The following is a 21,222-nucleotide window of genomic DNA, read 5'->3' as shown; positions in this document are numbered from 1 at the left end:
GAGCGGAGCGTGATCACTTTGCATGACGTCTTCCAGCGGGGCAACGACAGGGTGAAGGCCGCCGTCATGGCTTTCGGCGCCCGCCACCCCATCAGCTTGGCCGATCCGGAGAGCGAGCCGGACTGGAAGAAGGCAGAGAAGCACTTCACCTACCTGATTGAGATGATCATGGGATCCGCGGCACTTCCTTCTCCTGGCAGTGCAGACGGGCCTGTACGCCGAGCCGAGAACGCAGCGGTCGGCTTCCTGCTCGCAGTCAACGTCCAGCCCGACTACCGGTGTCCCATCTGCGTGAAGATGGGCGGTATCTGACATGAATCACCGCCCTACTCTGGAGACGTGGTGACGAACGACGAGCGCGAACAACACGTAGCCTCTCTCCGTGGGCTGCTCTACCTCGCCTGCCCCGACAGCCCTGCTGTCGCCATCACCGCAACCGCGGAGGCAATCGCACAGCACACAGACGAAGTGCCTGGTGCACCAGTTCCTCAAGCTGCACATCTCAACGAGCCGAAGCGTCCGTCTGTTGTCGATCCGCTGAATCTGGCCGACGCGGACCTGGCCGGTGCTCCCCTCGCCCATGCAGACCTGACGTACGCGAACTTGCGAGGTTGCTCACTGCGTGCCGCGGATCTGACCGGCGCGGACCTCACACGCGCGGACCTGACCGGCGCGGACCTGTCCGGTGCACGTCTGAAAAGCGCACGTCTGAGCTACGCACGTCTGCCGCGCTTGGTTCTGGGCGGTGCGGACCTGAGCGGTGCTGATCTGAGTGGCGCCCATCTGAGCGAAGTGGACCTGACCGGCGCGGACCTGTCCGGTGCCAACTTGCGTGATGGATTCCTGAAGGGCGCGGACCTGACCGGCGCGGACCTGAACAACGCCGATTTGTACGGGGTGTTCCTCGAGCAGGCGTCCCTGGCGGGAGCGGACCTGACCGACGCGGTTCTGACCAACGCACGCTTGGAAGGCACGCGGCTCGAGCATGCAATTGGCGTGCGCCTGCCGGCGGGAGCAACCTGGGATCTCACTACTCGATGGCCGGCCGCTGTGGCATTGCTCGCCGCCGAGGTATCCGTTGAACTGCGTCCGGGCGTTTACCTGGTGCCTGGCAGTGATACCCGGGACCGGTCCAGAACCGCGCGACCGTCGCGACCGTAAAGTCCGCACCGAAGATCCGCGCTCCCCAGGCGGCCAGCCGATGGACCTGGCTGGTCCTCGCCGCCTACAAAGCAAACCGTGGCTTGCCCGGCCGCTGGCGGCCGACCGGCACCGGCCCTGGGAGAAACCCAGCCCGCCGGACCGGCTCCCCTCCGCCCGCGTCCGCCGGGAATTCCGGCACATCCTCCCGGCGGCCATCTGCCCGGCCCAGGCACCGAAACCCTCCCGGCCCGGCCCCGGACTGTCGGTACCGAGGAGACGCACAAACATCCGCTCGAACTCCTCGGCGGGAAGAGAGTGCGGCACCTCAGAGGCTGGTGGCTGCGTGGACCTGATGGAGGTGGATCAGGATGTCGTATGCCTGGGTGATGGCGAGAGTGGGCAGCGGGTCCTTCTTGAAGGACGAGCCGGCCTCGTAGGTGGGGCGGGGGGTGTTCAGCCAGGTGCGGCCCGCGGCGGGCAGGGTGCGCAGGTCGAGGTAGTAGTCGCGGAAGCGCACCCGGTCCAGGGTGTACTCCTGCATGTCGGCGGTGGCAGCGGGGACCGTGACCTTGTTCCAGGGGCTGCCGAGGGTGGTTGCGGTGAGGAAGGAGCCGCGGCCGAAAGTGAAGCCGATGGCGGCGTAGTCCCGGCCGAGGGCCTTGCGCAGGAAGACGCCCTGGGTCGTCGGGTACATCACCGGGTCGCTGGACAGGTAGCCCACGTGGCCGTTGTGCGCCGAGAGCAGCATCTCGTCGCCGGTGCGACGGTGCCACCAGGCGGTGTTGTCGGCCATGACCCGGTCACGGAAGTGCTCCGCTTCGGAGACCGACGCCGGGTCGGAGAGGTCGAGCGCGGCGAACGCGAAGGTCTGGGCGATGCTCCGGGCGTGCTGCTCTGCCCATTCGTAGGCGTCGCCGCCGGCCCCTTTGTTCGCGGTGACCAGGTCGAACGCCTGTTGGGCGGTGGTGGCGTTCAGGCGGCGTTCGGCGACGGGCTTGCGCAGGTACGCGAAGACGTCGTCCAGGGGGCGCAGGCCCCCGTACAACTCTTCGAGGCGCGCGACGTCCTGGGGGCGGTTCGCGCGGACGTACGAGAGCACCCGGTCGAAGACGGCGTCCCGAGCTTGGGCGCCCCGATGTCGTTCCCCATGAAGTGGACCTTACGGTCGGGGTGGCGGTCGTTGTACTGCCGCATCCAGCTGATGAGGCTGACGAACTCCTCGCGCTCCCAAGGCGATCCGGTCAGAGTCTCCTCGGCCACCTGCAGAGCGTCGCCCGGGCCGCCCTGGACGTACTCATCGATCCGCAGACCGGCGGTCCAGCCCATCTCCAGGGCGAAGGTGGTGAAGCCCTTCTCCTCGACGAGGTGGCTGAAGACGCGCTGCTTCATGGCGAAGAACTCGTGCGAGCCGTGGGTCGCCTCGCCCAGCCCGACCACCTTGGTGTCGCCGATCATGGCGTCCAGCGCCCGCAGGTCGGAAGTGCTGCCTCCCGGTTCCGTCGAGCGCAGGTGGTGGGCGGCGCGCTCCAGCGCGCGGAGCGCGGCGGCCTGCTGGTCCTTCGCCCCCGTGCGGGCGGGTGCGGCAGGTGCGCTGGTCACGGCAGTGGCGGTCGGTGCCGACAGGGCCACGGCTGCGAGGCCGGCCGTTGCTGCGAGCAGCAGCCTCCGTCGCCCGATCGCCTGGTGGTGCACGGCCATGATGAACTCCTCGGCTCGGTCTCGTTTTCCGGACGGTGAAACGATCATGGCCTGGGCGAGGGTGGACCGCGCTGGTGGCTTCCTCCGGGCTTGGCCGGGGGATATCCACCTATGCCGGCCTCAGACGACAGCCCACGCGGCTGGCCCGTGCCACCCGGTGGCCGCCGGAGTAGCGGTTGCCGCCGTCGGCGCCTACGCGTGCCTCAGCCGCAGCCGCTTCTCCAGCGACACCCGCGCGAAGCCGGCCCGGTTCGGCACGGAGGCTTTGAAGCTCCTGGCGAGCCGTTCGTCCAGCACGAGGTGCACGGGCGCGACTGGAGCCAGGCGGCACCGCCGCGGGCGACGTGCTGCCGCAGGTCGCACGCCTGCTCGCCCGCGCGCCCCCGTATCGACATCGTTGCCGCGCTCCCGGCTTCGATGCAGGAACCGCACCGCCGGCAGGCGCCAGGGGGCGCCGGTCGCCGCCTCGGTGTCGGAGAGGTAGGCCGGGGCGACTTCGGGCATCAGCTCGCCGATCGCGTACGAGCTGGCGGCGAGGTAGTCGACGACGCGGCGCAGCGCGGCGGCGGTCGGGTCCGCTGTCGTGTCGTCGGGCGGCGGGGTACGGATGCCGGACGGCCTGGCGGACCACGGCGCACACCGTGGCGGTGTCGAGGGCCTGGAGGCCGCTGCGGGCGAGCGTGGCGAGGCGCTGGTACAGCGTGGTCCATCACCGGCAGATCGTCCCTGACGCGCCTCGCGGAGCCGTTCCCTGTGGGATGCTGCCGGGCACAGTTTCGTCCGGGGGGAGGGCCGGTCGGTGGGCGGTGCGGATGTCGTCGAGTTCATCAAGGCGGCTGCTCAGAAGCGGCGGAAGAAGGGGCGGCGCGTGTTCTCCGCCAGCATTCCGTTGGGCGGAGCCAGATACGCCGGGTACTCGGATCATGGGCCGGGGGACATCGAGGATGACCTTTCCGCTGTGATCCAAGTCCTCGAAGACGAGGGCTGGGCGTTGGAGCAGGTCACCCCGTTCGCCGTTGAGGACGGCAGCTCGGGCCCGAGGTTCAGGGCCCTGGTCGTCTTTCGGTGCGCGGATTGAGTGCTCAGCAGGCGTAGGTGGTGTGCCGGCCGATGGCCTGCCGGGCGGTGGTCCTTCCAACTGGTCCTGCAGGCACCCCGCGTGGTCGCCGGGATGCTCGGCTACCACGCCGTCCACGCCGAAGCCGTCGCCGCCGAGGCCGGCAGCACCTGGAAGAAGTACGCCCCCGGAGAGCGCGGTCGGCGACCGCACCAGGAAACAGGAGACCGATGAACGGCGACGACTCCCTTGTGCAGGCGCTGACCAAGCTCCTCGTCGAGCTCACACGGTTCATCGACAGCACCATCGACGAGGACGGCGAACCCCGCGCGGCTGCCAAGCAGCTCGACTTCGTGGCCGGCACCTTCGACCGGCTGACCCCTGATCAGCGAAGCTCGCTCGCCCAGATTGTCCAGCAGCTGGCCGCAACCGAGCCATCGGCGGAGCGGCGGGAGTTCTTGGACGCGTTCGCCGAGGACTTCGGCCTCACCGACGACGCAGAGTGATCTGGATCAACCCCGAGCCAGGAAACGAGATCACTCGATCACAGATTCCTACCAGTGCTGGACCCCACTCCGCGCCGCAGTACGCCTCCCACGAGGTGAAGCCCAGCGGGAGCCACACCTTGGCGGCGTGCGCGTCACCTACCCGGGCGGCGAGTACCGGCACGGAGCGCCGGACGTCGTCAATCGCCCGCCTCGCGCAGCCCGGCTGTCACCTCCCGGGCCTGCTCCGCGCTGAGCGACGGCCGCGCTGGTTCGGCGCGCGACACCTGGCGGAAGAACTCGGCATACGGCAAGGACGACGGCACTTGGACGCTCGCCCACGCCGTGTTCGGCAAACCCGCATCTCGGTGCCGTCGATAATCCTGGTTTCCCCGACGGCACCGAGGTGGTCGATGACCTTGGCCAGGGTCCGCAGCGGCGTGCCCGGGCAGACGGTGCACCCTCGCTCGGCCAGCAGGGGCCGCACTTCTCCGAGGCTCGAGTGATGGTGGAGCGGGCGACACCGAACCAGTAGCGTGCACGTCGTGCGTGGTGGCATGCCGAAGGTGTACGAGCGTGGCCAGAAGCCGGTCGACGAACACCAACCGGTGCTTCGCACCTGCACCCACAGCACGCTTCTGCGGCCGGGACGCAAGCTTGGCCTGATGCCGCTCGTGCCACCGGCCCTATCTCAACAACGAGTTCAGCAATCACGTCAGCCGGCAGGCCCGTGATCCTCCGGGCGCTGACGACCTGGTCGTGTTCGTGGACGCCGGTCGCGCATGGCCAGTCGCGCAAGTGCCCTGGAATCCGGTTGCCTCAGTCAGGGAGACAAGCCCACCATCGGTCCGATCCTTCGTTGGCGACCTCGGTGCAGAGGGACCGAAGCACTTCGGGAAGACGGCTGCTCTGAGGAGAAGGAAGGGAAGTTCATGGGTATGGACGGCAACGAAGTCCCGGACGACTACTCCGTCGTGCTGGGACGTCATGACGGGCTCCCGCGCTTCCTGTCCAGGCTGCTGCTCGTCGCCTGCTTCTTCGGGCTGACAATCGCCCTGGCTGGTGGAATGAGCGCGTTCGACACCGGCGGCGGGTTGATCGTACTGCCGGCCCGAGTCCTGCTCGGCTTGGGCCTGGCCTTGGTCGGGATCTCATCCGCACCGCTGGCCGTCGGTTGGTGGCTCGGCAGGCCCTCCAAGCTCTCTGCCGAGGGCATCCGCATGCCGAGAAGGCGCGGCGACCTTCCGATTCCCTGGTCCCACGTCCGGCATTATCAGATACGCAGCACGGAGAACGGACGGCGACGGCTGCTGGCGGTGTGGTTGACGCCGGATCGTGGCAGTGCCCCACTGTGGCTCGGCGATGTGACCCGGGCTTCGCTCCCCGAGGAAGAGATCATGGCACTGGTACACCGCTGGACAGAGCGTTGACATCGGCCCGGATCATCGCTCGCGGTCGCTGCATCAGGCTACCGGATCACCTGCGGCAAAAACGTCGTCGGAGAGGTTCTTCGGGATGTGGAGGTAACGGCGCGGGTCGGTCTGCTCCGCCATCCCGAGCGGCCGGTGGAGGGCTTCGTGCAGCGGGACGACCACTCGCGCATCGCGGGCCTACGGCTACCAGGCGGAGGCCGTGAAGGACTACCAGAGCGTGAGCCTGACGCCCCGAACTCGGCGACGGCCTGCTGTTCGGCCCCGCAAACTCCCGTCGAACCGGCCCCCACCGGGCGCCGCGTCGCCTTCGCGTTCTTCCTCGCCATCACCATCACCGGCCGGCTCATCGCCTGGTCATGCCCCACCCACTGCAGGCGCAACACGTGCACCAGCTCACGTACGGCGACATCAAGGCCGCCACCGACCGGATCGCCGGCCGCGTCCGCCCCGTCACCCTCACCCGCCTTGATGTCGCCGGCGCACTGCCCGCCGAATCCGAGGATGGTGCAGGTGCACTCCGGGTCGCGCTCGGCAACCGCCGACCCGCCCAGGACGGATCGCGGAGGTTACGTTCCGTACGGATGGCACGCCCGTCAGCGTGGTGGGCGCCGTCACGTTCCACCCCGGATTTCCGGCCCTGAAGCTTGGACGCCGTTTTGCCGGAACGGCAACAGGAGTGGCGTGACCGGGCCACTATGGATGACGTTGGGCCCGTGACCGACAACCTTGGAGCGGGATTGCCTGCGTCTGACACTTTCTTTTCTGGCGACGGATACGTCGGAGACCCCGCGGTGCGGGCGGAGTGGGACAACCGATACGCGACCGGCAACAGCTGTGGAGCGGCCAGCCCAACGGTGCGCTCGTGGCCGAGGTCGCCGGGCTCACGCCCGGGCGGGTGCTCGACGTCGGCTGCGGCGAGGGCGCGGACGCCATATGGCTCGCGCGCGGCGGCTGGGACGTGACCGCGCTCGAGGTCTCCGGCGTGGCGCTGGAGCGGGCGGCCGGGCACGCGCGGGACGCAGGCGTCGCCGTTCGCTGGGTGCATGCCGCGCTGACGGAAGCGGCGCTACCACCGGCCTTCTTCGACCTGGTCTCCGCGCAGTATCCAGCCCTGCTGCGCACCCCCGACGCCGCAGCCGAGCGAGCGCTGCTCGCGGCCGTCGCGCCCGGCGGTGTGCTGCTGCTCGTTCACCACGCGGGGATGGACACCCAGCAGGTGCACGACAGCGGCTTCGACCCGACTGACTACGTCTGGCCATCGATGGTTGCCGCCCTGCTCACCGACGACTGGAAGGTGGAGGTGAACGAGCAGCGACCACGCGTGGCACCTGACGGCGGCGCCGGTGCGCACCATACTGACGACCTGGTGCTGCGTGCGCGACGGCTGCGCTGAGCCCCTCCGCTCACAGCAGGCCCGGCCTCTGGGCGGACTGGATGACCGAGCCACCGAAAACCGCGCTCCACAAGGAGCTGACGCCCCTGCTCGATGCCATGCAGACCGACTCGCGTCACCAGTCCGCGAAGGTCGTCAGGATGACGGGCCTGGCGGGCCATCACCCACGCGGTCCGGGCGTCCATCCCGCACCAAAGTTGGCGGCCAGGGACCAGGCCTGCCACGTCGTGCACGGGGTGAGCATCCACCGCACGAGGGCGGAACCGGACCCGGCAGGCGGCTGTCCCGCCGTGTCGTGGACGCCCTCGCAGGCAGAGACCGGGACGTCGGGGGCGACGTCCAGCACCACAGACGGTGCGATGCCCGGCGAAGTGCTTCGCCTGCTCACCGGCCTCCTGGCCGCCCGCAGCGGCCACGAGTAGGTTGCCACCGTGATCCGGGCGCATCTGCCCCTCCTGCCCCGCGCGACGACCGACCGGTGGAGTTGACCGCCCGGCAGCTGGAACGCGTCCACGCACACGGCCTGTACGACGTCGAATACGACACCATCACGACGAGCCCGCAGGACTGCGCCCGCCGGGTCAGCGCCCGCCTGCCGCGACGCCTGACCCGACGGCGTCCGAGCGCCTCCGGGCGAGGCTGCGCCCCGACCTGACCGCTCACGCCCCGGAGGCCGCCGCGCCGTCCATGGCCCCGGGCTGGGCGGCGCCCGGCGCTCACATGGTGCCGGGGCCGCCCGTGGGGATCTGCGGTGCCGTCGGGATGTAGTGGCGGGCGAGGCCGGCGTCACGGTTGTGCGGGCTGTGATGCTCCGCCTCACGGTTCTCGTACTCGGCGAGATCCCGGCGGCCGGAAAGGGTGTCCCGGACGCGGGTCAGGACTCGGGCGAAAATGTCCTTCATGCGAGTTCCTCCAGGTATGAGTGGTCCGGAAACGCAGTGTGCACCGTTTCCATGCCGAAGCCGGCCGGTCTGAGCGGAATTTGAGCCTGTGAGTCACTCGGCCCGCGCGGCGAGGGCCCGTACGGCGTCGTCGGGCAACCGGTCGCGGGTGAGCTCGGCCAGACGCCGGGAGGCGGAGGCGCCGACGGCCTGACCGAGAGCCGTGTCCTGCTGGCCGTGTCGCTGCTCGTCCCGTTGCTCGTGCTGGTCCTGCACCAGTTCGGTTCGTCCGGCAGCAGCCACGAGGCTGGCCAGGGGGGCGGCCGAGATTCGTCACCTCGCCTGTGAGAACCGCTCGGTGTAGGGGCGGATCCCGGCCGGCCTCTCCCGCGCCCCGTCCCTCGCCCGTGTCCTCGGCGTGTTCAGTGTTCGGTCAGTGCTGGGAGGCGATGATCAGGATGATGACGAGGATGCCCAGGGCGAGCAGGCATCCGCCGCCACCGCCGCCGGACGATCCCTTGCGGAACTCGACCATCCCCCCGGGGACGACGGCCGGGTGGCTGTGGCGGTAGTGCTTCTCGATCGCCTTTTCCCCCTCGGACTCGCTCCCCCAGGAGGTGCGGTGCCCGCACTCGCCGCACCGGTACCGGTAGCTGTCGGCCATGACTGTCTCCTTCTGTGTTTGTTCCGGGTTCGTCGCGTGTTCGTCGTATGTTCGGTGGGTCGGGCGGCAGCTGGTCGAAGGGTCGGGCACGGTCGTCGAAGGGGTCGTGCGTCAGCCGTCGTCCAGCCCGGCGCCCGTCAGGTGTTCGGTGAGGGCCTGGAAGACGCAGAGGTTCGGGATCCCGGACGCGGCGGTGGCCCACACCTGCCAGCGGCCGTCGGCGCGGACGGCGACGAAGCCGTTGCGGACCTCGATCCGCTGGACCTGAGCCCAGCGCAGGGACGTCCGGGCGGAGCCGACCGCGTCCGCGGTGACCCACAGGGGGCCGAAGGCCAGCCGTGCGCCCTGCCGCAGCGCGGCCAACGCCCGTGGCGCCTGCGCGCCTGCGACGGCCCGGCAGACCGCGGACCACCACGCCTGCGGCCGGGCGAAGTCGCCGCAGCGCAGCACGACTCGTTCGCCGTGGACGTCGACCAGCACAAGGGCCCCGGTGACGCCGCGCGCGGTGAGCACCGTGCGCCGGCGCACCACCGTCTCGTCGAAGCGGACGGCGTGGATCCGCCGACCGACGGCGGCCGTCAGACCGTGCTCGTACAGGTCCAGCCGGGCGCCCGGACTCAGGGCCGCTCCGCCGTCGCCGCACAGCAGGCGCCTCGGGCGCGCAGTGGCCGTCCGGCGCCGCCCGGGCTCGGTGGAGGGCGTCCGATAGGTGGTGCGCCGCATGCCCAGACGCGCCCGGCTGGCGGCCGCGGAGATCCGCGCCAGCAGCAGTTCCTCGGCGCGCTCACGGTCGTCCGCCGCCCCGTTCACGCCGCACCCGCCCGGCCGCGGCCCCGGCCCGGGCCGGCGTCCTCCCCGAGCAGGGCCGCCCGCCGGGCCCGAAGGAGCACGTCGCCCGGGGGAACGCCGAGGTCCTCGGCCAGGTGCCGGGCGATGCGGTCGAAGACAGCCAGGGCCTCGGCCCGCCGGCCGTCGCGCCGCAGCGCGTGCATCAGCATCGCAGCGACGGGTTCGTTCAACGGCTCCTTCAGGGCCAGGGCGGACAGCTCGGTGATCGCCTCCAGGCGCCGGCCCAGCCTCAGCTGCCAGTCCGCCTTCCGCTGGGCCAGGGCGACCCTGTGTTGCGCGAGCCGCAGCCGCTCCGACTCGGCGAACGGCCCGGGCAGTCCGGCCAGTGGCTCGCCGCGGAACAGTTCCAGCGCCTGGGCGCACAGCCGTACGGCCCCGGGCAGGTCGCCGGTGCGTTCGGCCTCCTCGGCCCGGGTGACCAGGTCCTCCACGCACAGGGCGTCCACCTCGGCGATGCCCTGGACGAGCCCGTATCCGTACCGGTCGCGCCGGATCACCGAGTCGGGGCGCTCACCAAAGCGCAGGATCTTGCGCAGCCGGTAGACGTAGACCGGCACGACGTTGCCGTCGGGCGTCTCCCTGCCCCAGACGTCCTCCAGCAGTCGCCGCCTGCTGACGGAACGGCTCGGGCTCAGGGCCAGCGCCGCCAGCACGGCCTGCTGCCGCACGGGGCCGACGTCCACGGGCCGGCCCGCGAGGGTCGTCCGCAGTGGGCCGAGCAGCGACACGCGCAGCCAGGGACCTGACGCGGCGCCAGTGCGGCGTGCGACGGCGGTCTCCGGCACCGGTCTGCGGGGTCCCTGGCCGGGCACGACCAGGCCGCAGTCGAAGGCGTGCACGATGGCGGCGGCCCGGTCGCGCAGCCCTAACTTTCCCAGGACGCGGCCGAGCCGTTCGGCCACCACCTGCTCGGGCAGGACCAGGGCGGCGGCGATCTCGTCGTCCCCCAGGCCGCAGCCGAGCGCGTAGAGCACTTCGCGTTCCTCGGCGGTGAGACCCGTGACGCCCCGGTCGCACCGGCCCGCGGTCCTCGTCGGCATGGCCACTCCCCGTTCTCCGGACCGGTCGATCCCCGCACCCCGGTCGTTCACGTCGATGCGGTCGAGGCTGGCCGTCGTGCAGGAAGTGTGGACAGAGCATTCAACCGGCCATATGTGACCGGCGCCCGCGCTAGAGTCCCGACCTGCGGAAACGGACAACTCCCAGGGGGAAGGGCCATGACCTGTGGCCGGTGAGTTCGGCGCGGTGCTTCGTCGGCTGCGCGAGAATGCGGGACTGACCCAGGACGAGCTGGAGCGGCGTGCCGGTGTCAGTGTGAGCACCATCCGCGGCCTGGAGACCGGCAAGCGCGGCAACCCGCGGATGACCACGGTGCGGCAGCTGGCCGACGCGCTCGCCCTGCGCAGCGAGGAGCGCGAGGAGTTACTCCGTGCCGCCGTCCCGGAGCGCCGGGGCGGCGGCACGGACGCCGCCAGCGAGGCGGAGGCGGGCGAGGCGCGGGCGGGCGAGGGGCGAGCGTCCGAAGCGGTCGTGGTGCCGCCTGCGGTGCCGCTGCCGACGCCGGCGGCGCAGGGCGCGCTGGCCGAGGCAGCCGAACAACTGGCGAAGGCGGTGGCGGCCCGCTGGCAACGCGAGGAGGAGCAGCGGCGGATCCAGGACCCCTACCCGCTGCCGGTCCGCTGGCAGGCCGGCTGCCCGAGGCTCACCGACCACTGGGCCAACATCCGCCGCCTGCCGCCGGGCGCGCCGAGCGGCCCCCTGGATCTGAGCGGCCGGCTGGAGGGCATCGCCACGACCTACCGGAGCGTTCCCTCCGGGCGGCTGGTGGTCCTCGGCAGGTCCGGGTCCGGGAAGACGGTCCTGACGCTGCGCTTCGTCCTGGACCATCTGAGGTCGCGGACGCCCGCGGAGCCCGTGCCTGTGATCTTCAGCATCGGCGCCTGGGACCCCACGGCCGTCACCCTGCGCGACTGGCTGACCGAGCGGCTGACGAGCGACCATCCGGGTACGGCCGCGCCGGGGCCCGGCAGGGTCAGCCTGGCCTCCGCGCTGGTCGACTCCGGCCGCGTGCTACCGGTGCTCGACGGCTTCGACGAGATGGCCGACGGGCTGCGCCGCCCCGCGCTCGAAGCCCTCAACGCCACCACCCTGCCCCTCCTGCTCACCAGCCGACCCGCCGAGTACGCCGCCGCGGTCGAGGAGACGGACGTGCTCACCTCGGCCGCGCCGATCGAACTCACCGATCTCACCCTGGACGACCTGGACCACTATCTGCCCCGCACCACCCGCAAGACGGACCGCTCGGACCCGGCGGCGAGCGCCTGGCAGCCGGTGCTGAGGAAGCTGCGCGAGCCTTCGCCGGACGGATCGCCGGCCCCGCTCGCCACGGTCCTGTCGACGCCGCTGATGGTGGCGCTCGCCCGCACCGTCTACAGCGACACCCCGGACCACGATCCCGCCGAGCTGCTCGACATCCCCAGCGCACAGGAGTTGGAGGAACACCTGCTCGACAACTTCCTGCCCACCGTCTACCTTCGCGCCCGCCCGGGCGCGCGTGGCTGGGACCCCGAGCGCGTCCAGCGCTGGCTCGGCCATCTCGCCCGCCATCTGACGGAGTCGAGAACTCCGGACCTGGCCTGGTGGCGGCTCGGCCACGGCCTGCGCCGTTCCACCCGCACCCTCGTCACCGCCCTGGTCACCGCGCTGGTCATCGGGCTCGTCGACGGCGTCATGTCCGCCGGCTTCAGCGGCTCGGTGATCGGCGGCGTTCTGGACGGGACGATCGTCGGCCTGCTGGCCGGTCTCCTGTTCGGGCTGGTGCACTGGTTCACGTACACGGTCACGGGCAAGGACCTGCGGCCGTCCGCCGTTCGGCTGCGCATCCGCGGCCGGCCGGAGACCACCACGTGGCGGGCCGGTCCCCGGCTGGTGATCGGCACCCTGGGCGGTGCGCTCTTCGGCTGCGTCTACGGGTTCATGGTCGGCCTGCTGCGCGCGTTCAGCTGGCACTTCGGGCTGTCGGCCGCGCTGGAGATCGGGCTGGTAGACGCGATCGTCTTCGGGCTGGTCTTCGGCGGCGCCGCCGGGCTCACCTTCTGCCTCCTCGGCCTCCTCGAAACGCCCCTCGACATCGTCTCCGCCGTCAGCCCGGGCAGCGTCCTGCGCGCCGACCGCCGGACGGTGCTCACTCAACTGTGCTTCTGGGCACCCGTGTTCGGCACGGCGGTCGGACTCGGGGCCGGGGCGGTGGTGAATCTGCTGCAGGGACATCTGGGCCGGCTGACCGCGGATCCCACGGCCAGTATCATGCTCGGCACCATCAGCGGTCTGGGTGGCGCGCTCGGCTACACGCTGACGCTGACCGCCTGGGGCCAGTGGTGCCTGCTCACCCGCATCTGGCTGCCGTTGACCGGGCGCCTCCCCTGGGCCGTCGCCGCCTTCCTGGACGACGCCTATCAGCGGGGCGTCCTGCGCCAGGCCGGGGCGGTGTACCAGTTCCGCCACGCCCGGCTGCAGAGCCGTCTCGCGCAAGGCCACCGGCGAGGGTGAGCCGGCGCCCCCGAGGACGTGCCTGTCGAGCGATGTGCCGGTAGTGCGGGTCAGTTGTCGGTGATCCAGGTGCCCTTGTCGGCGCGCCAGTGGATGGTGGCGTTCTGGAAGCGCTGCATCCGCCCGCCGTCGGCTTCGTCCGTCTCGTCCGTCGTCGGATACCCGAGGACGCTCTCGTGGCCCCCCGCGTGGAACGCGTCGTAGATCGCGTCATGCACGATGTGCGTACCCGTCGACGGCGACCACAGGAAAAGGCCCCGCTCGAAGAACTGGTACCGCCCCTTCGTCCCGTCCGGCGCCCGCGACGCGTCCGCCTCGTCCATCGTCGGAAAGCCCCAGCGGCGCTCCGCGTCCGTCGCCCAGAACTTGCTCAGGATGTCGCCGTACACCGCGTACGCCACATCCGGGTGCCACAGGATGATCCCGTTCTGGAACTGCTGGAAGCGCCCGCCCAGCGACGAGTCCCGTTCCCCCCGGATCGGCCGTCCCAGGACGCTGCCGGGGCCGCCCATACTGTTGTACTTGACCGCGATGGTGCCGTACGGCGCGAGGTCGTCCAGTGCGTTGTAGCGGCGGGGCGAGAAGCCGCGCAGCCCGTCGTTCCACACATGTTCCTCGGCCACATGGCCGAAGTCGTACTCCTCGCGGACCACCGGCCGGGTGTGCTCCGAGTCCGCCCAGCGGACGAACAGCGCCACGTGGTCGACGCCGCCCGAGTCCCGCAGCAGGGCGTCGCCCGGCTGGAGGTCGTCGGCCGGGATGTCGAACGTGACGTCCCACAGGCTCCAGGTGGTGAGGGAGTTGCTCAGGTGCCAGGCCATGGAGACATAGCCCGAACAGTCCGGGCGGTAGCAGCCGAACTGGTTCTCGTGGCACCCGGACTGGCTGTACGGCACCTGCTCGGCGATCCACGACCAGGCACGGTCCATGGCCTCGCCCCGCCCGATCGGCCCGTCGGGGCTCGACGCGCTCGCGGCCGGTACCGCGCAGAGGGTGGCGAAGAGAAGCGCCGACGTCACGGCCGCCGTGCGCAGCACCTTGCGGTGAAAGGACCTCAAGGGAGTTCTCCTGTTCAGTTGTCGGTGATCCAGGTGCCCTTGTCGGCGCGCCAGTGGATGGTGGCGTTCTGGAAGCGCTGCATCCGCCCGCCGCCGGCTTCGTCCGTCTCGTCCGTCGTCGGATACCCGAGGACGCTCTCGTGGCCCCCCGCGTGGAACGCGTCGTAGATCGCGTCATGCACGATGTGCGTACCCGTCGACGGCGACCACAGGAACAGGCCCCGCTCGAAGAACTGGTACCGCCCCTTCGTCCCGTCCGGCGCCCGCGACGCGTCCGCCTCGTCCATCGTCGGAAAGCCCCAGCGGCGCTCCGCGTCCGTCGCCCAGAACTTGCTCAGGATGTCGCCGTACACCGCGTACGCCACATCCGGGTGCCACAGGATGATCCCGTTCTGGAACTGCTGGAAGCGCCCGCCGAGCATGGCCGCCTCCTCGGCCCGGACCGGCGCGCCGAGGACGCCGCCCGCACCCCCCATGCCGTCGTACTTCGCCCCGATCGTGCCGTAGGGCTGGAACGCCTCGTCCCGCAGCGCCACGGCGGTGCCTTCGGCCTGGTCGTAGCGTTCGGGGTAGGCGGAGCGCTGGACGGCCTGGGCGAGCTGGCCTGCGGTGCTGCCCTCCATGCCGGGTTCCATCTGCTCGGCGACCTCGAAGAACGTCGACGCCGCGTAGTCGACGTCCAGGACCTGTTCGGGCGATCCCCAGCCCTGCGAGGGGCGTTGCTGGAAGACGCCGAGGGAGTCCCGGTCCCCGCAGGCCAGGTTGTTCATCCGGGACTCGACCCAGCCGGTCTCGAACCCGGCGAGCATGACCTTGGGGGACACGTTCATGCGCTGGCCGACCTCGTAGACCTTGCGGGTGACCGCGATGTCGCGCTGCGCGGGGATGTCGCAGTACGCCGTGGCGGGCGCGGCGTTGCCGAGGGGGCCGGGTATCTTCGCGGGCCTGGTGCTGTCGGCGCTCGCCGGGCCGGCGCCGAGGACGGTCAGGACCGTGAGGGCGGCGAGCAGGACGGTGCCGCCAGCTCTCGCGCGGCGTAAGCGGACTGTGTTCACTTGTCTCCTCCTGTGAGGGCGGGTGCCGAAGGGCGAGTGCGGGGTGCGGCTCACGGGTTGATGCCGTCGTACTGCAGGACGCGGTAGGGCGACTGGTGCGGCTGGCCGTTCCACTGCGAGACGATCAGGGTGAGGGAGGTGGCGCTTGCGCTGCCCGGGTGGATGTATCCGCCGTAGAGGAAGGGGAGTTGGGGCTTGCCCCAGTGGTTGGGCGGCCAGGTGGCGTTGCCGACGATCTGCGGCTTCGGCGCGCTCCACACGGCGTCGGGCCGGGGGGCGGTGCGGGTGCAGATCGAGTAGTCGGTGACGTCGAAGTAGCTCATGCAGTACGTGCCGCCGATGCGCTTGACGGAGAACTCGCCGATGTTGTTCCCGGAGAGGATCACGGACGGCTGGACCGCGCGGGTCCACTGCCAACTTCCGTCCAGGTAGGCCCAGTTCTCCTGCGCTCCGAAATTGCCGGCCCGGAACTCCTCCGGCCGGATACGGAACAGCTGGATCGCGCCGCCGTCACCGGTGTTGAGGTGGCTGCCGTTCCAGCGCTTGGAGAAGATGTACAGCCAGCCGTCGGGGTCGATGCCCGCGAACGACCACATGCCATACAGGGACTGGTTGACGCCCTGGGTGTCGCCGGCCCAGTGGTAGGGATAGTCCTGCCAGGTGACGCCGTGGTCGTCGGAATAGGCGACGCCGGACATCCGTGAGCCGTCGTAGCCGGCGGGCGGCTGCCAGACCTCCACGGAGGTGTACTGGATGTAGGTGCGGCCGCCGAACTCGATGCAGTCGTTCGGGATGCGGCTGACCTCAAAGCCGTAGCCGTTGTCGGCGTTGTGCTGGTAGTCGAAGAGCTGCCGGGCGCCGCCTCCGGTGGGCATGGCCCAGGTGAACGAGATCGGGGTCGAGCCGGAGGCGTCGAAGGAGGCCTGGTTCAGCATGACCGGGGAGCCGAGGTACTCGCCTCCGAGCGCGGGTTCGCTGAAGGAGTCGCCGAAGACATAGCCCCAGGTGTCGTCGTGCTCCCGGTGGTAGGGGATGGCGAGGTCGCCCGATCCCAGGCCCTGCGCGCGGGCCGAGTCGCCGGGCTGTTCGCACAGCGGCGCGCCGTTCTGCGCCGCGGCGGCGGAGGGCGCCGCGGCGAGGGAGCCGCCGAGCGCGCCGGCGGTCAGGGCGGCGCCCGCGCCGGCCTTGAGCAGGGTCCGGCGGGTGGGCGGACGGCGGTCGGGGTGTGCGGAGTCGGACATGGTCGTCCCTTCGGGGGCGGGTCACCGGCGGTGGACCCGGTCGGTCAGCCGGCGGTGGACTCGGTGTCGGTCGGGGGGCGCGGGCCGCTGGCGCGGTGCCGGCGGTCATGCGCCGTCGGGCGCCGCGGCCGGTGCCGAGCGGCACGTGGTGATCGCGGCGCCACGACTGCGGATACGGACCGGACGGCCCGCGGTGGCCGGCTCATCCTGGCGAAGGGTGTTGAAAAAACGATGAAATCCCGGTTCCCCGAGGGGATGCGACGCCGAACGGGCCTGCGGGGAGTGACCGCCGCCGAGCGGTCACCCGTCGGCCCGGACCGTCGCACACCCACAGCGGCGTCATGGGAATTTCATCGGATCTCCTTAGCGTGACCGTGTCCGGACAAAACCGCCGGTGCGGGAGGGACGGCTCGATGACACGCAGGAGACTCAGATCGAGGCTGCCGGTGGCGGTGTGGGCAACGCCGACGACAGCGCCTGGCCGGCCAATCCGAGCAGCCGCTGTCCTTCCCCCGGGTGATGGGCGACATGGCGGCGCCCCGTTCGCTGCGCACCCAGGAGCTGATCGTCACCGCGCAGAGCCGGATCGACGGCACCGACGGCCTGCCCGGCGAGGGTTTCACGCCCGAGACCATGCGGCAGTCGCTGTTCGCCGACCACAGCAGGGCGGCTGGCCTGGCCCTCACCAGTACGGTGACGGCGTGCCGGAACACGCCTTCGGGACGGTCCTGGTGGACGGCAACCTGGTCAACGTGAGCGAAGCCTGCCCGATCCTCGCCGCCTGGAAGAGCCACGCCTACACGTCGGACAGCCAGGGGTCCTGGTTGTTCGCCGACTACTGGTCGTATCTGCTCGGCGGGCAGGCCGTCGAGAAACTGCCCTGGCGGGTGCCCTTCGACCCGAAGGACCCGGTGCACACCCCCAACTCGCCGGACCCGGGCAGCTCGGCCGTCCGCGACGCCCTCGCCCGCGCGGTGTTCGCGCTGCGCAAGGCCGGCATTCCGCTGGACGCACGACTCTCGGACGTCCAGAAAGTCGAACGCGACGGTGAGCAGATCCCGATCCACGGCTCAATCGGCGAGTTGGGCGTGCTGAACGTCATCACTCCGGGCCAGGTCGACGGCAGGACGGACGTCGTCTTCGGGTCCAGCTTCATCCAGGAGCTGCGCTTCACCGCGGACGGCCCGCCGCAGACCTCCTCCCTGCTGACCTACTCCCAGTCGGCCGACCCGACCTCGCCGCACCACGCCGATCAAACGAGGCTGTTAGCGGCGGGCCAGTGGGTGACCGAGCGCTTCACCGAGGAACAGAGCGCATCCTCGCCCCACTTGGAGGTCGAGGTTCTGAACTGAGATCGACGGGTGGGCGCGCCGGAACGCCGACGACGGCCTCCGGCGTGCTCCTCCCCGGGACGTCACCGCGTCCCGGCGCATCCCACCCCGCACACGACGAAGGCTCACGAGGAGGCACTGTGGCAAGGACATCGAAGCGCTGGCGACTGACAGCGACCGGAATGGTCACCGCCGTCGCCCTGGCCCTGGCCCTGCCGGCCGGTCCGGCACAGGCGGCCGGCGGCACCGCACCGCCGCCGCTGACGAACGGCTTCGGGCTGACCCAGGTCGACACGGCCGTGGGCGGTCCCACCAACTTCACCATCACGGTGACCACGCCAGAGGTCGCCGGCAGGCACCACATCAAGATCATTCTGCCGAGCGGCTACTACGACGATCCGAACAGGCGCTACCCCGTGCTGTACTTCCTGCACGGCTCGCCTGACGACCCGATCCAGCAGAACTATTCGGCGCTGACCATGTCCGACTCGATGATCACCGTCATTCCGGACGGCGGCGCCCGGGGCTGGTACGCCAACTGGCTCAACCAGAAGACGCAGCTCGGCGCCCAGAACTGGGAGAACTTCCACCTCAAGCAGGTGATCCCGTTCGTCGACGCGAACCTGCGGACGATTCCCACCAAGAAGGCCAGGGCCGTCGCCGGAGTGTCCATGGGCGGGTTCGGCGCCCTGCACTACGCCCAGGTCCGGCCCGACCTGTTCAGCCAGACCGCGTCCCTGTCGGGGGACATCGACCTGTCGGTCCGGTCCATGGACCTGCGGCTGGCCGTCGTCGCCTCCGTCACCGACGCGCTCGGCGCGATCTGCGGCTCGTCCTCCGGTGCCTGCGACTCCGACAGCTCGCCGTACAAGCCCGGCGTGGACAGCGACGCGCTGTTCGGCTCGCCCTACCCCGTGTTCAACGCCGACTGGCGATGGAACGAGGTCGATCCGGCCGCGCACATGGACAAGCTCGCCGGGGTCGACGTCTCCATCTATGTGGGCAACGGCGGCGGCGTCCCCACCGAACCGGAGTTCTGGCTCGAGGGCGCGGCCCAGCATGTCAAGGACAGCATGGACGCGCTCGGCATGCCGTACCACTACGTCGACTACGGCAACGGCTCCGCCTGGGGCACCCAGTGCAATGGCGGCCACAACGGGGCCTGTTGGGAGCAGGATCTGCAAGACCTGATCCCCAGGCTGGAGCGGGCGTTCGCCTCCTGACCGTGCGGACGGCTGATGGACATGTCCTCCCGAGAGATCCGCGTGCCCCTTAGCGAGGTCGTCGCAGTCCCGCAGGACCTGAACCGAGTTCGTCGTGTCCCTCGACCGACTCGGATCCCGCCAGGCGTGCGGAACCGCCGACGAGTCCACCGTCGGCAAATTGATCGCCGACTGGGAGGTCGCTCGGCGATTGGCCCAGGCCCGACGCATCATCAGCGTCGCGCTGGATGCACAACTGAGCGAGGAAGAGAACGCCGAGATCGACGCCCTGTGCGACCAGGCCACTTCTACGGCACGGACAGCGCCATCAGCCCCTCCGCTGACCAGTCCAGCTGAGACAGCAAGCGCATCGGACCGGACCGATCGAGGCAGGGATTCGGTTCGACCCGGGAAGCGGTACCCGACCAGCAAGATCACGATCTACAACTGGAACGGGAGGGCTGAAACGGGTGATGACGTGGGCTTTCAGTCAGCACCAAACCAGCACGGGAGTCAGCACCCTACCGTCAAAACATCCCGAACTACGCGTCCCGGACGGTGTCGGTTTCGATCACACCCGAGCCCCTGGATCACCCCTCCCCGGCCAGGCATGGTGGCCGTACGCATACCCGCCCCCCGAACTATGGTGTCCCACCACATGTGCCCCTGACCTGCGTCTTCCTACCGTGTGCCGACACCTACCCGTCCCCATCGCACACGAGGAAGTGGCGCACATGGCCGCAGGTAACACCGCTCCCCCGCCCTCCACCGGGCTCGGCAGGATCGTCGCCGCCAGTCTCATCGGCACCACCATCGAGTGGTACGACTACTTCCTGTACGGTTCGGCCGCCGCGCTGGTGTTCGGCCGGGTGTTCTTTCCCGAGACGGACCCGTTGACCGGCACCCTGCTGTCCTTCCTCACCTATGCCATCGGCTTCGCCGCGCGGCCGATCGGTGCCGTGGTCTTCGGACACTACGGGGACCGCCTCGGGCGCAAGAAGCTGCTGGTGATCAGCCTGCTGATGATGGGGCTGTCCACGGCGCTGATCGGCTGTGTGCCCGGATACGGCACGATCGGCGTCGCGGCGCCCCTGCTGCTGACCACCCTGCGTCTGATCCAGGGCTTCGCCCTCGGTGGCGAATGGGGCGGCGCCGTGCTGCTGGTCTCCGAGCACGGGGACGCGAAGAGGCGTGGTTTCTGGGCCTCCTGGCCGCAGGGCGGCGCACCGGCCGGCAACCTGGTCGCCGTCGGGGTGCTGTCCTTGATGACCACCGTGCTGAGCGACGACGCGTTCGACTCGTGGGGCTGGCGGGTGCCGTTCCTGCTCTCCGCCGTACTGGTCATGGTGGGTCTGTGGATCCGGCTGTCCGTCGACGAGTCCCCGCTGTTCAAGCAGGCGCTGGCGCAGGCGGAGCGGCGCAAGGCGGAACGGCGCGCCGAGCGGCTGCCGTTCGTGGCGGTCATGCGCAACCACTGGCGGGACGTCCTGGTCGCGATGGGCGCGCGGATGGCCGAGAACATCTCCTACTACGTGATCACGGCTTTCGTCCTCACCTACTGCGTCGAGCACCTCAAGATCGACAAGCAGACGTCGCTGAACGCGGTGCTGATCGGCTCCGCCGTGCAGTTCTGTCTGATCCCGCTGTTCGGCGCGCTCTCCGACCGGGTCGGGCGCAAGCCGGTGTACCTGGTGGGCGCGGTCGGGGTGGGGGTGTGGTCGTGGGCCTTCTTCGCCCTGCTCGACACCAGGTCGTTCCCGGCGCTGGTGCTGGCCGTGACCGTCGGACTGGTCTTCCACAGCGCCATGTACGCGCCCCAGGCGGCGTTCTTCTCCGAGTTGTTCGCCACCCGGATGCGCTACACTGGCGCGTCCATCGGGGCCCAGTTGTCCTCGGTGGCGGCCGGTGCCCCGGCCCCGCTGATCGCCACCGCGCTGCTGGGTTCCTACGGCAACTCCACCCCGATCTCGCTGTATGTCGCGCTGGCCGCCCTGATCACCGTGGTCGCCGTCGTCGCCTCCCGGGAGACGCGCGGCAGGGACCTGGCCGCCATCGACCCGGACGGCTCCGCGGCGCGGCCCGCCCCGGACCAGCAGGCGGCCACCTCCGCCTGACGGCCCGGCACACCGCTCCCGGCGGACGGGGGCCGGGGTCCGCCCACCGGCCGGGGCGGACCCCGGCCC

At 70.5% G+C, this 21,222-nt stretch carries 19 protein-coding genes and 3 pseudogenes; 13 read left to right on the top strand and 9 right to left on the bottom strand.

The features are described from left to right. The 3 genes and pseudogenes from FRZ03_RS20515 to FRZ03_RS40435 form a co-directional block, all read left to right on the top strand. Nucleotides 1–312, top strand: a 312-nt coding sequence (locus FRZ03_RS20515) for a hypothetical protein (RefSeq protein ID WP_222443398.1), incomplete at its 5' end; no start/stop codon positions are given. Nucleotides 313–339: 27 nt separating this feature from the next. Further along, nucleotides 340–1,161: a pentapeptide repeat-containing protein gene (locus tag FRZ03_RS20510; RefSeq protein ID WP_146466613.1), complete on the top strand. Its 822-nt coding sequence runs from the start codon at nucleotides 340–342 to the stop codon at nucleotides 1,159–1,161. Between the two features lie 2 nt (nucleotides 1,162–1,163). Further along, nucleotides 1,164–1,426 (top strand): annotated as a pseudogene (locus FRZ03_RS40435) (NF041680 family putative transposase); the annotation flags it as partial. A gap of 42 nt (nucleotides 1,427–1,468) precedes the next feature. Here the strand turns inward: FRZ03_RS40435 and FRZ03_RS20500 are convergent. Next, a pseudogene (locus FRZ03_RS20500) lies at nucleotides 1,469–2,469 on the bottom strand (erythromycin esterase family protein). 1,171 nt (nucleotides 2,470–3,640) lie between these two features. On the opposite strand from FRZ03_RS20500, the gene FRZ03_RS20495 reads away from it, so the two are divergent. The 5 genes and pseudogenes from FRZ03_RS20495 (at nucleotide 3,641) to FRZ03_RS41015 (ending at nucleotide 7,864) form a co-directional block, all read left to right on the top strand. Beyond that, entirely contained in the window at nucleotides 3,641–3,919 is a 279-nt protein-coding gene (locus tag FRZ03_RS20495) for a hypothetical protein (RefSeq protein WP_146466612.1), read from the top strand. 209 nt (nucleotides 3,920–4,128) lie between these two features. Next, on the top strand, nucleotides 4,129–4,404 hold the full coding sequence (locus FRZ03_RS20485; protein ID WP_146466610.1) for a hypothetical protein: 276 nt from the start codon (nucleotides 4,129–4,131) through the stop codon (nucleotides 4,402–4,404). Nucleotides 4,405–5,321: 917 nt separating this feature from the next. After that, nucleotides 5,322–5,813, top strand: a complete 492-nt coding sequence (locus FRZ03_RS20470; protein WP_146466608.1) for a hypothetical protein — start codon at nucleotides 5,322–5,324, stop codon at nucleotides 5,811–5,813. A gap of 716 nt (nucleotides 5,814–6,529) precedes the next feature. Further along, nucleotides 6,530–7,209: pseudogene (locus FRZ03_RS20460) on the top strand (class I SAM-dependent methyltransferase). After that, nucleotides 7,160–7,864, top strand: a complete 705-nt coding sequence (locus FRZ03_RS41015; RefSeq protein WP_315902658.1) for a phosphotransferase-like protein — start codon at nucleotides 7,160–7,162, stop codon at nucleotides 7,862–7,864. Before FRZ03_RS20460 ends, FRZ03_RS41015 begins: the two are co-directional and overlap by 50 nt. A 61-nt stretch (nucleotides 7,865–7,925) precedes the next feature. Here the strand turns inward: FRZ03_RS41015 and FRZ03_RS20450 are convergent, their stop codons facing one another. From FRZ03_RS20450 to FRZ03_RS20430, 5 genes are all read right to left on the bottom strand, one after another. Beyond that, nucleotides 7,926–8,111 carry a hypothetical protein gene (locus FRZ03_RS20450; RefSeq protein WP_146466606.1) on the bottom strand — a complete coding sequence of 62 codons (186 nt, stop codon included), beginning with the start codon at nucleotides 8,109–8,111 and terminating at the stop codon, nucleotides 7,926–7,928. Between the two features lie 93 nt (nucleotides 8,112–8,204). After that, nucleotides 8,205–8,366 carry a hypothetical protein gene (locus tag FRZ03_RS20445; RefSeq protein ID WP_186785532.1) on the bottom strand — a complete coding sequence of 54 codons (162 nt, stop codon included), beginning with the start codon at nucleotides 8,364–8,366 and terminating at the stop codon, nucleotides 8,205–8,207. A gap of 157 nt (nucleotides 8,367–8,523) precedes the next feature. Beyond that, nucleotides 8,524–8,754, bottom strand: a complete 231-nt coding sequence (locus FRZ03_RS20440; protein WP_146466604.1) for a hypothetical protein — start codon at nucleotides 8,752–8,754, stop codon at nucleotides 8,524–8,526. A gap of 111 nt (nucleotides 8,755–8,865) precedes the next feature. Next, nucleotides 8,866–9,564, bottom strand: a complete 699-nt coding sequence (locus FRZ03_RS20435) for a DUF6585 family protein (protein ID WP_146466603.1) — start codon at nucleotides 9,562–9,564, stop codon at nucleotides 8,866–8,868. Next, nucleotides 9,561–10,643 carry a BTAD domain-containing putative transcriptional regulator gene (locus FRZ03_RS20430; protein ID WP_186785531.1) on the bottom strand — a complete coding sequence of 361 codons (1,083 nt, stop codon included), beginning with the start codon at nucleotides 10,641–10,643 and terminating at the stop codon, nucleotides 9,561–9,563. Before FRZ03_RS20430 ends, FRZ03_RS20435 begins: the two co-directional genes overlap by 4 nt. 184 nt (nucleotides 10,644–10,827) lie before the next feature. Here FRZ03_RS20430 and FRZ03_RS20425 point away from each other — a divergent pair, with 184 nt between their 5' ends. Further along, the gene (locus FRZ03_RS20425; RefSeq protein WP_146466601.1) at nucleotides 10,828–13,152 is read left to right on the top strand and encodes a helix-turn-helix domain-containing protein; all 2,325 of its coding nucleotides are present in this window, start codon (nucleotides 10,828–10,830) and stop codon (nucleotides 13,150–13,152) included. Between the two features lie 50 nt (nucleotides 13,153–13,202). Here FRZ03_RS20425 and FRZ03_RS20420 read toward each other — a convergent pair whose 3' ends face one another. The 3 genes from FRZ03_RS20420 to FRZ03_RS20410 are packed head-to-tail and all read right to left on the bottom strand — an operon-like array spanning nucleotide 13,203 to nucleotide 16,506. Next, nucleotides 13,203–14,210, bottom strand: coding sequence for an LGFP repeat-containing protein (locus tag FRZ03_RS20420; RefSeq protein ID WP_146466600.1), 1,008 nt, complete (start codon nucleotides 14,208–14,210; stop codon nucleotides 13,203–13,205). Between the two features lie 14 nt (nucleotides 14,211–14,224). Continuing rightward, on the bottom strand, nucleotides 14,225–15,265 hold the full coding sequence (locus tag FRZ03_RS20415; protein WP_146466599.1) for an LGFP repeat-containing protein: 1,041 nt from the start codon (nucleotides 15,263–15,265) through the stop codon (nucleotides 14,225–14,227). A 50-nt stretch (nucleotides 15,266–15,315) separates the two neighbouring features. Continuing rightward, on the bottom strand, nucleotides 15,316–16,506 hold the full coding sequence (locus FRZ03_RS20410; protein WP_146466598.1) for a DUF4185 domain-containing protein: 1,191 nt from the start codon (nucleotides 16,504–16,506) through the stop codon (nucleotides 15,316–15,318). A gap of 528 nt (nucleotides 16,507–17,034) precedes the next feature. Here FRZ03_RS20410 and FRZ03_RS41010 point away from each other — a divergent pair. The 4 genes from FRZ03_RS41010 to FRZ03_RS20395 all read left to right on the top strand — a co-directional run bounded on the left by FRZ03_RS41010 (nucleotide 17,035) and on the right by FRZ03_RS20395 (nucleotide 21,153). Further along, nucleotides 17,035–17,262, top strand: a complete 228-nt coding sequence (locus FRZ03_RS41010; protein WP_315902657.1) for a hypothetical protein — start codon at nucleotides 17,035–17,037, stop codon at nucleotides 17,260–17,262. Further along, nucleotides 17,208–17,858 carry a penicillin acylase family protein gene (locus FRZ03_RS20405; RefSeq protein WP_315902656.1) on the top strand — a complete coding sequence of 217 codons (651 nt, stop codon included), beginning with the start codon at nucleotides 17,208–17,210 and terminating at the stop codon, nucleotides 17,856–17,858. The genes FRZ03_RS41010 and FRZ03_RS20405 overlap by 55 nt, the downstream gene beginning before the upstream one ends. A 161-nt stretch (nucleotides 17,859–18,019) precedes the next feature. Next, the gene (locus FRZ03_RS20400) at nucleotides 18,020–19,060 is read left to right on the top strand and encodes an alpha/beta hydrolase (protein WP_186785534.1); all 1,041 of its coding nucleotides are present in this window, start codon (nucleotides 18,020–18,022) and stop codon (nucleotides 19,058–19,060) included. A 713-nt stretch (nucleotides 19,061–19,773) separates the two neighbouring features. Continuing rightward, complete coding sequence (locus FRZ03_RS20395; RefSeq protein WP_146466596.1) at nucleotides 19,774–21,153, top strand: MFS transporter; 1,380 nt, start codon at nucleotides 19,774–19,776, stop codon at nucleotides 21,151–21,153. Nucleotides 21,154–21,222: the final 69 nt, after the last annotated feature.

This window comes from Streptomyces misionensis, assembly GCF_007896895.1.
Lineage (GTDB): Bacteria > Actinomycetota > Actinomycetes > Streptomycetales > Streptomycetaceae > Streptomyces > Streptomyces misionensis_A.
The sequence above is the reverse complement of the archived record's forward strand: the minus strand, read 5'-3'. Positions and strand labels throughout refer to the sequence as shown.

Bases quoted from the DNA above. Each gene is read 5' to 3' on its own strand.
- FRZ03_RS20485 (WP_146466610.1), top strand. From the start codon at position 4,129: ATGAACGGCGACGACTCCCTTGTGCAGGCGCTGACCAAGCTCCTCGTC.
- FRZ03_RS20470 (WP_146466608.1), top strand. From the start codon at position 5,322: ATGGACGGCAACGAAGTCCCGGACGACTACTCCGTCGTGCTGGGACGT.
- FRZ03_RS20450 (WP_146466606.1), bottom strand. From the start codon at position 8,111: ATGAAGGACATTTTCGCCCGAGTCCTGACCCGCGTCCGGGACACCCTT.
- FRZ03_RS20440 (WP_146466604.1), bottom strand. From the start codon at position 8,754: ATGGCCGACAGCTACCGGTACCGGTGCGGCGAGTGCGGGCACCGCACC.
- FRZ03_RS20430 (WP_186785531.1), bottom strand. From the start codon at position 10,643: ATGCCGACGAGGACCGCGGGCCGGTGCGACCGGGGCGTCACGGGTCTC.
- FRZ03_RS20410 (WP_146466598.1), bottom strand. From the start codon at position 16,506: ATGTCCGACTCCGCACACCCCGACCGCCGTCCGCCCACCCGCCGGACC.
- FRZ03_RS41010 (WP_315902657.1), top strand. From the start codon at position 17,035: ATGGCGGCGCCCCGTTCGCTGCGCACCCAGGAGCTGATCGTCACCGCG.
- FRZ03_RS20400 (WP_186785534.1), top strand. From the start codon at position 18,020: ATGGTCACCGCCGTCGCCCTGGCCCTGGCCCTGCCGGCCGGTCCGGCA.
- FRZ03_RS20395 (WP_146466596.1), top strand. From the start codon at position 19,774: ATGGCCGCAGGTAACACCGCTCCCCCGCCCTCCACCGGGCTCGGCAGG.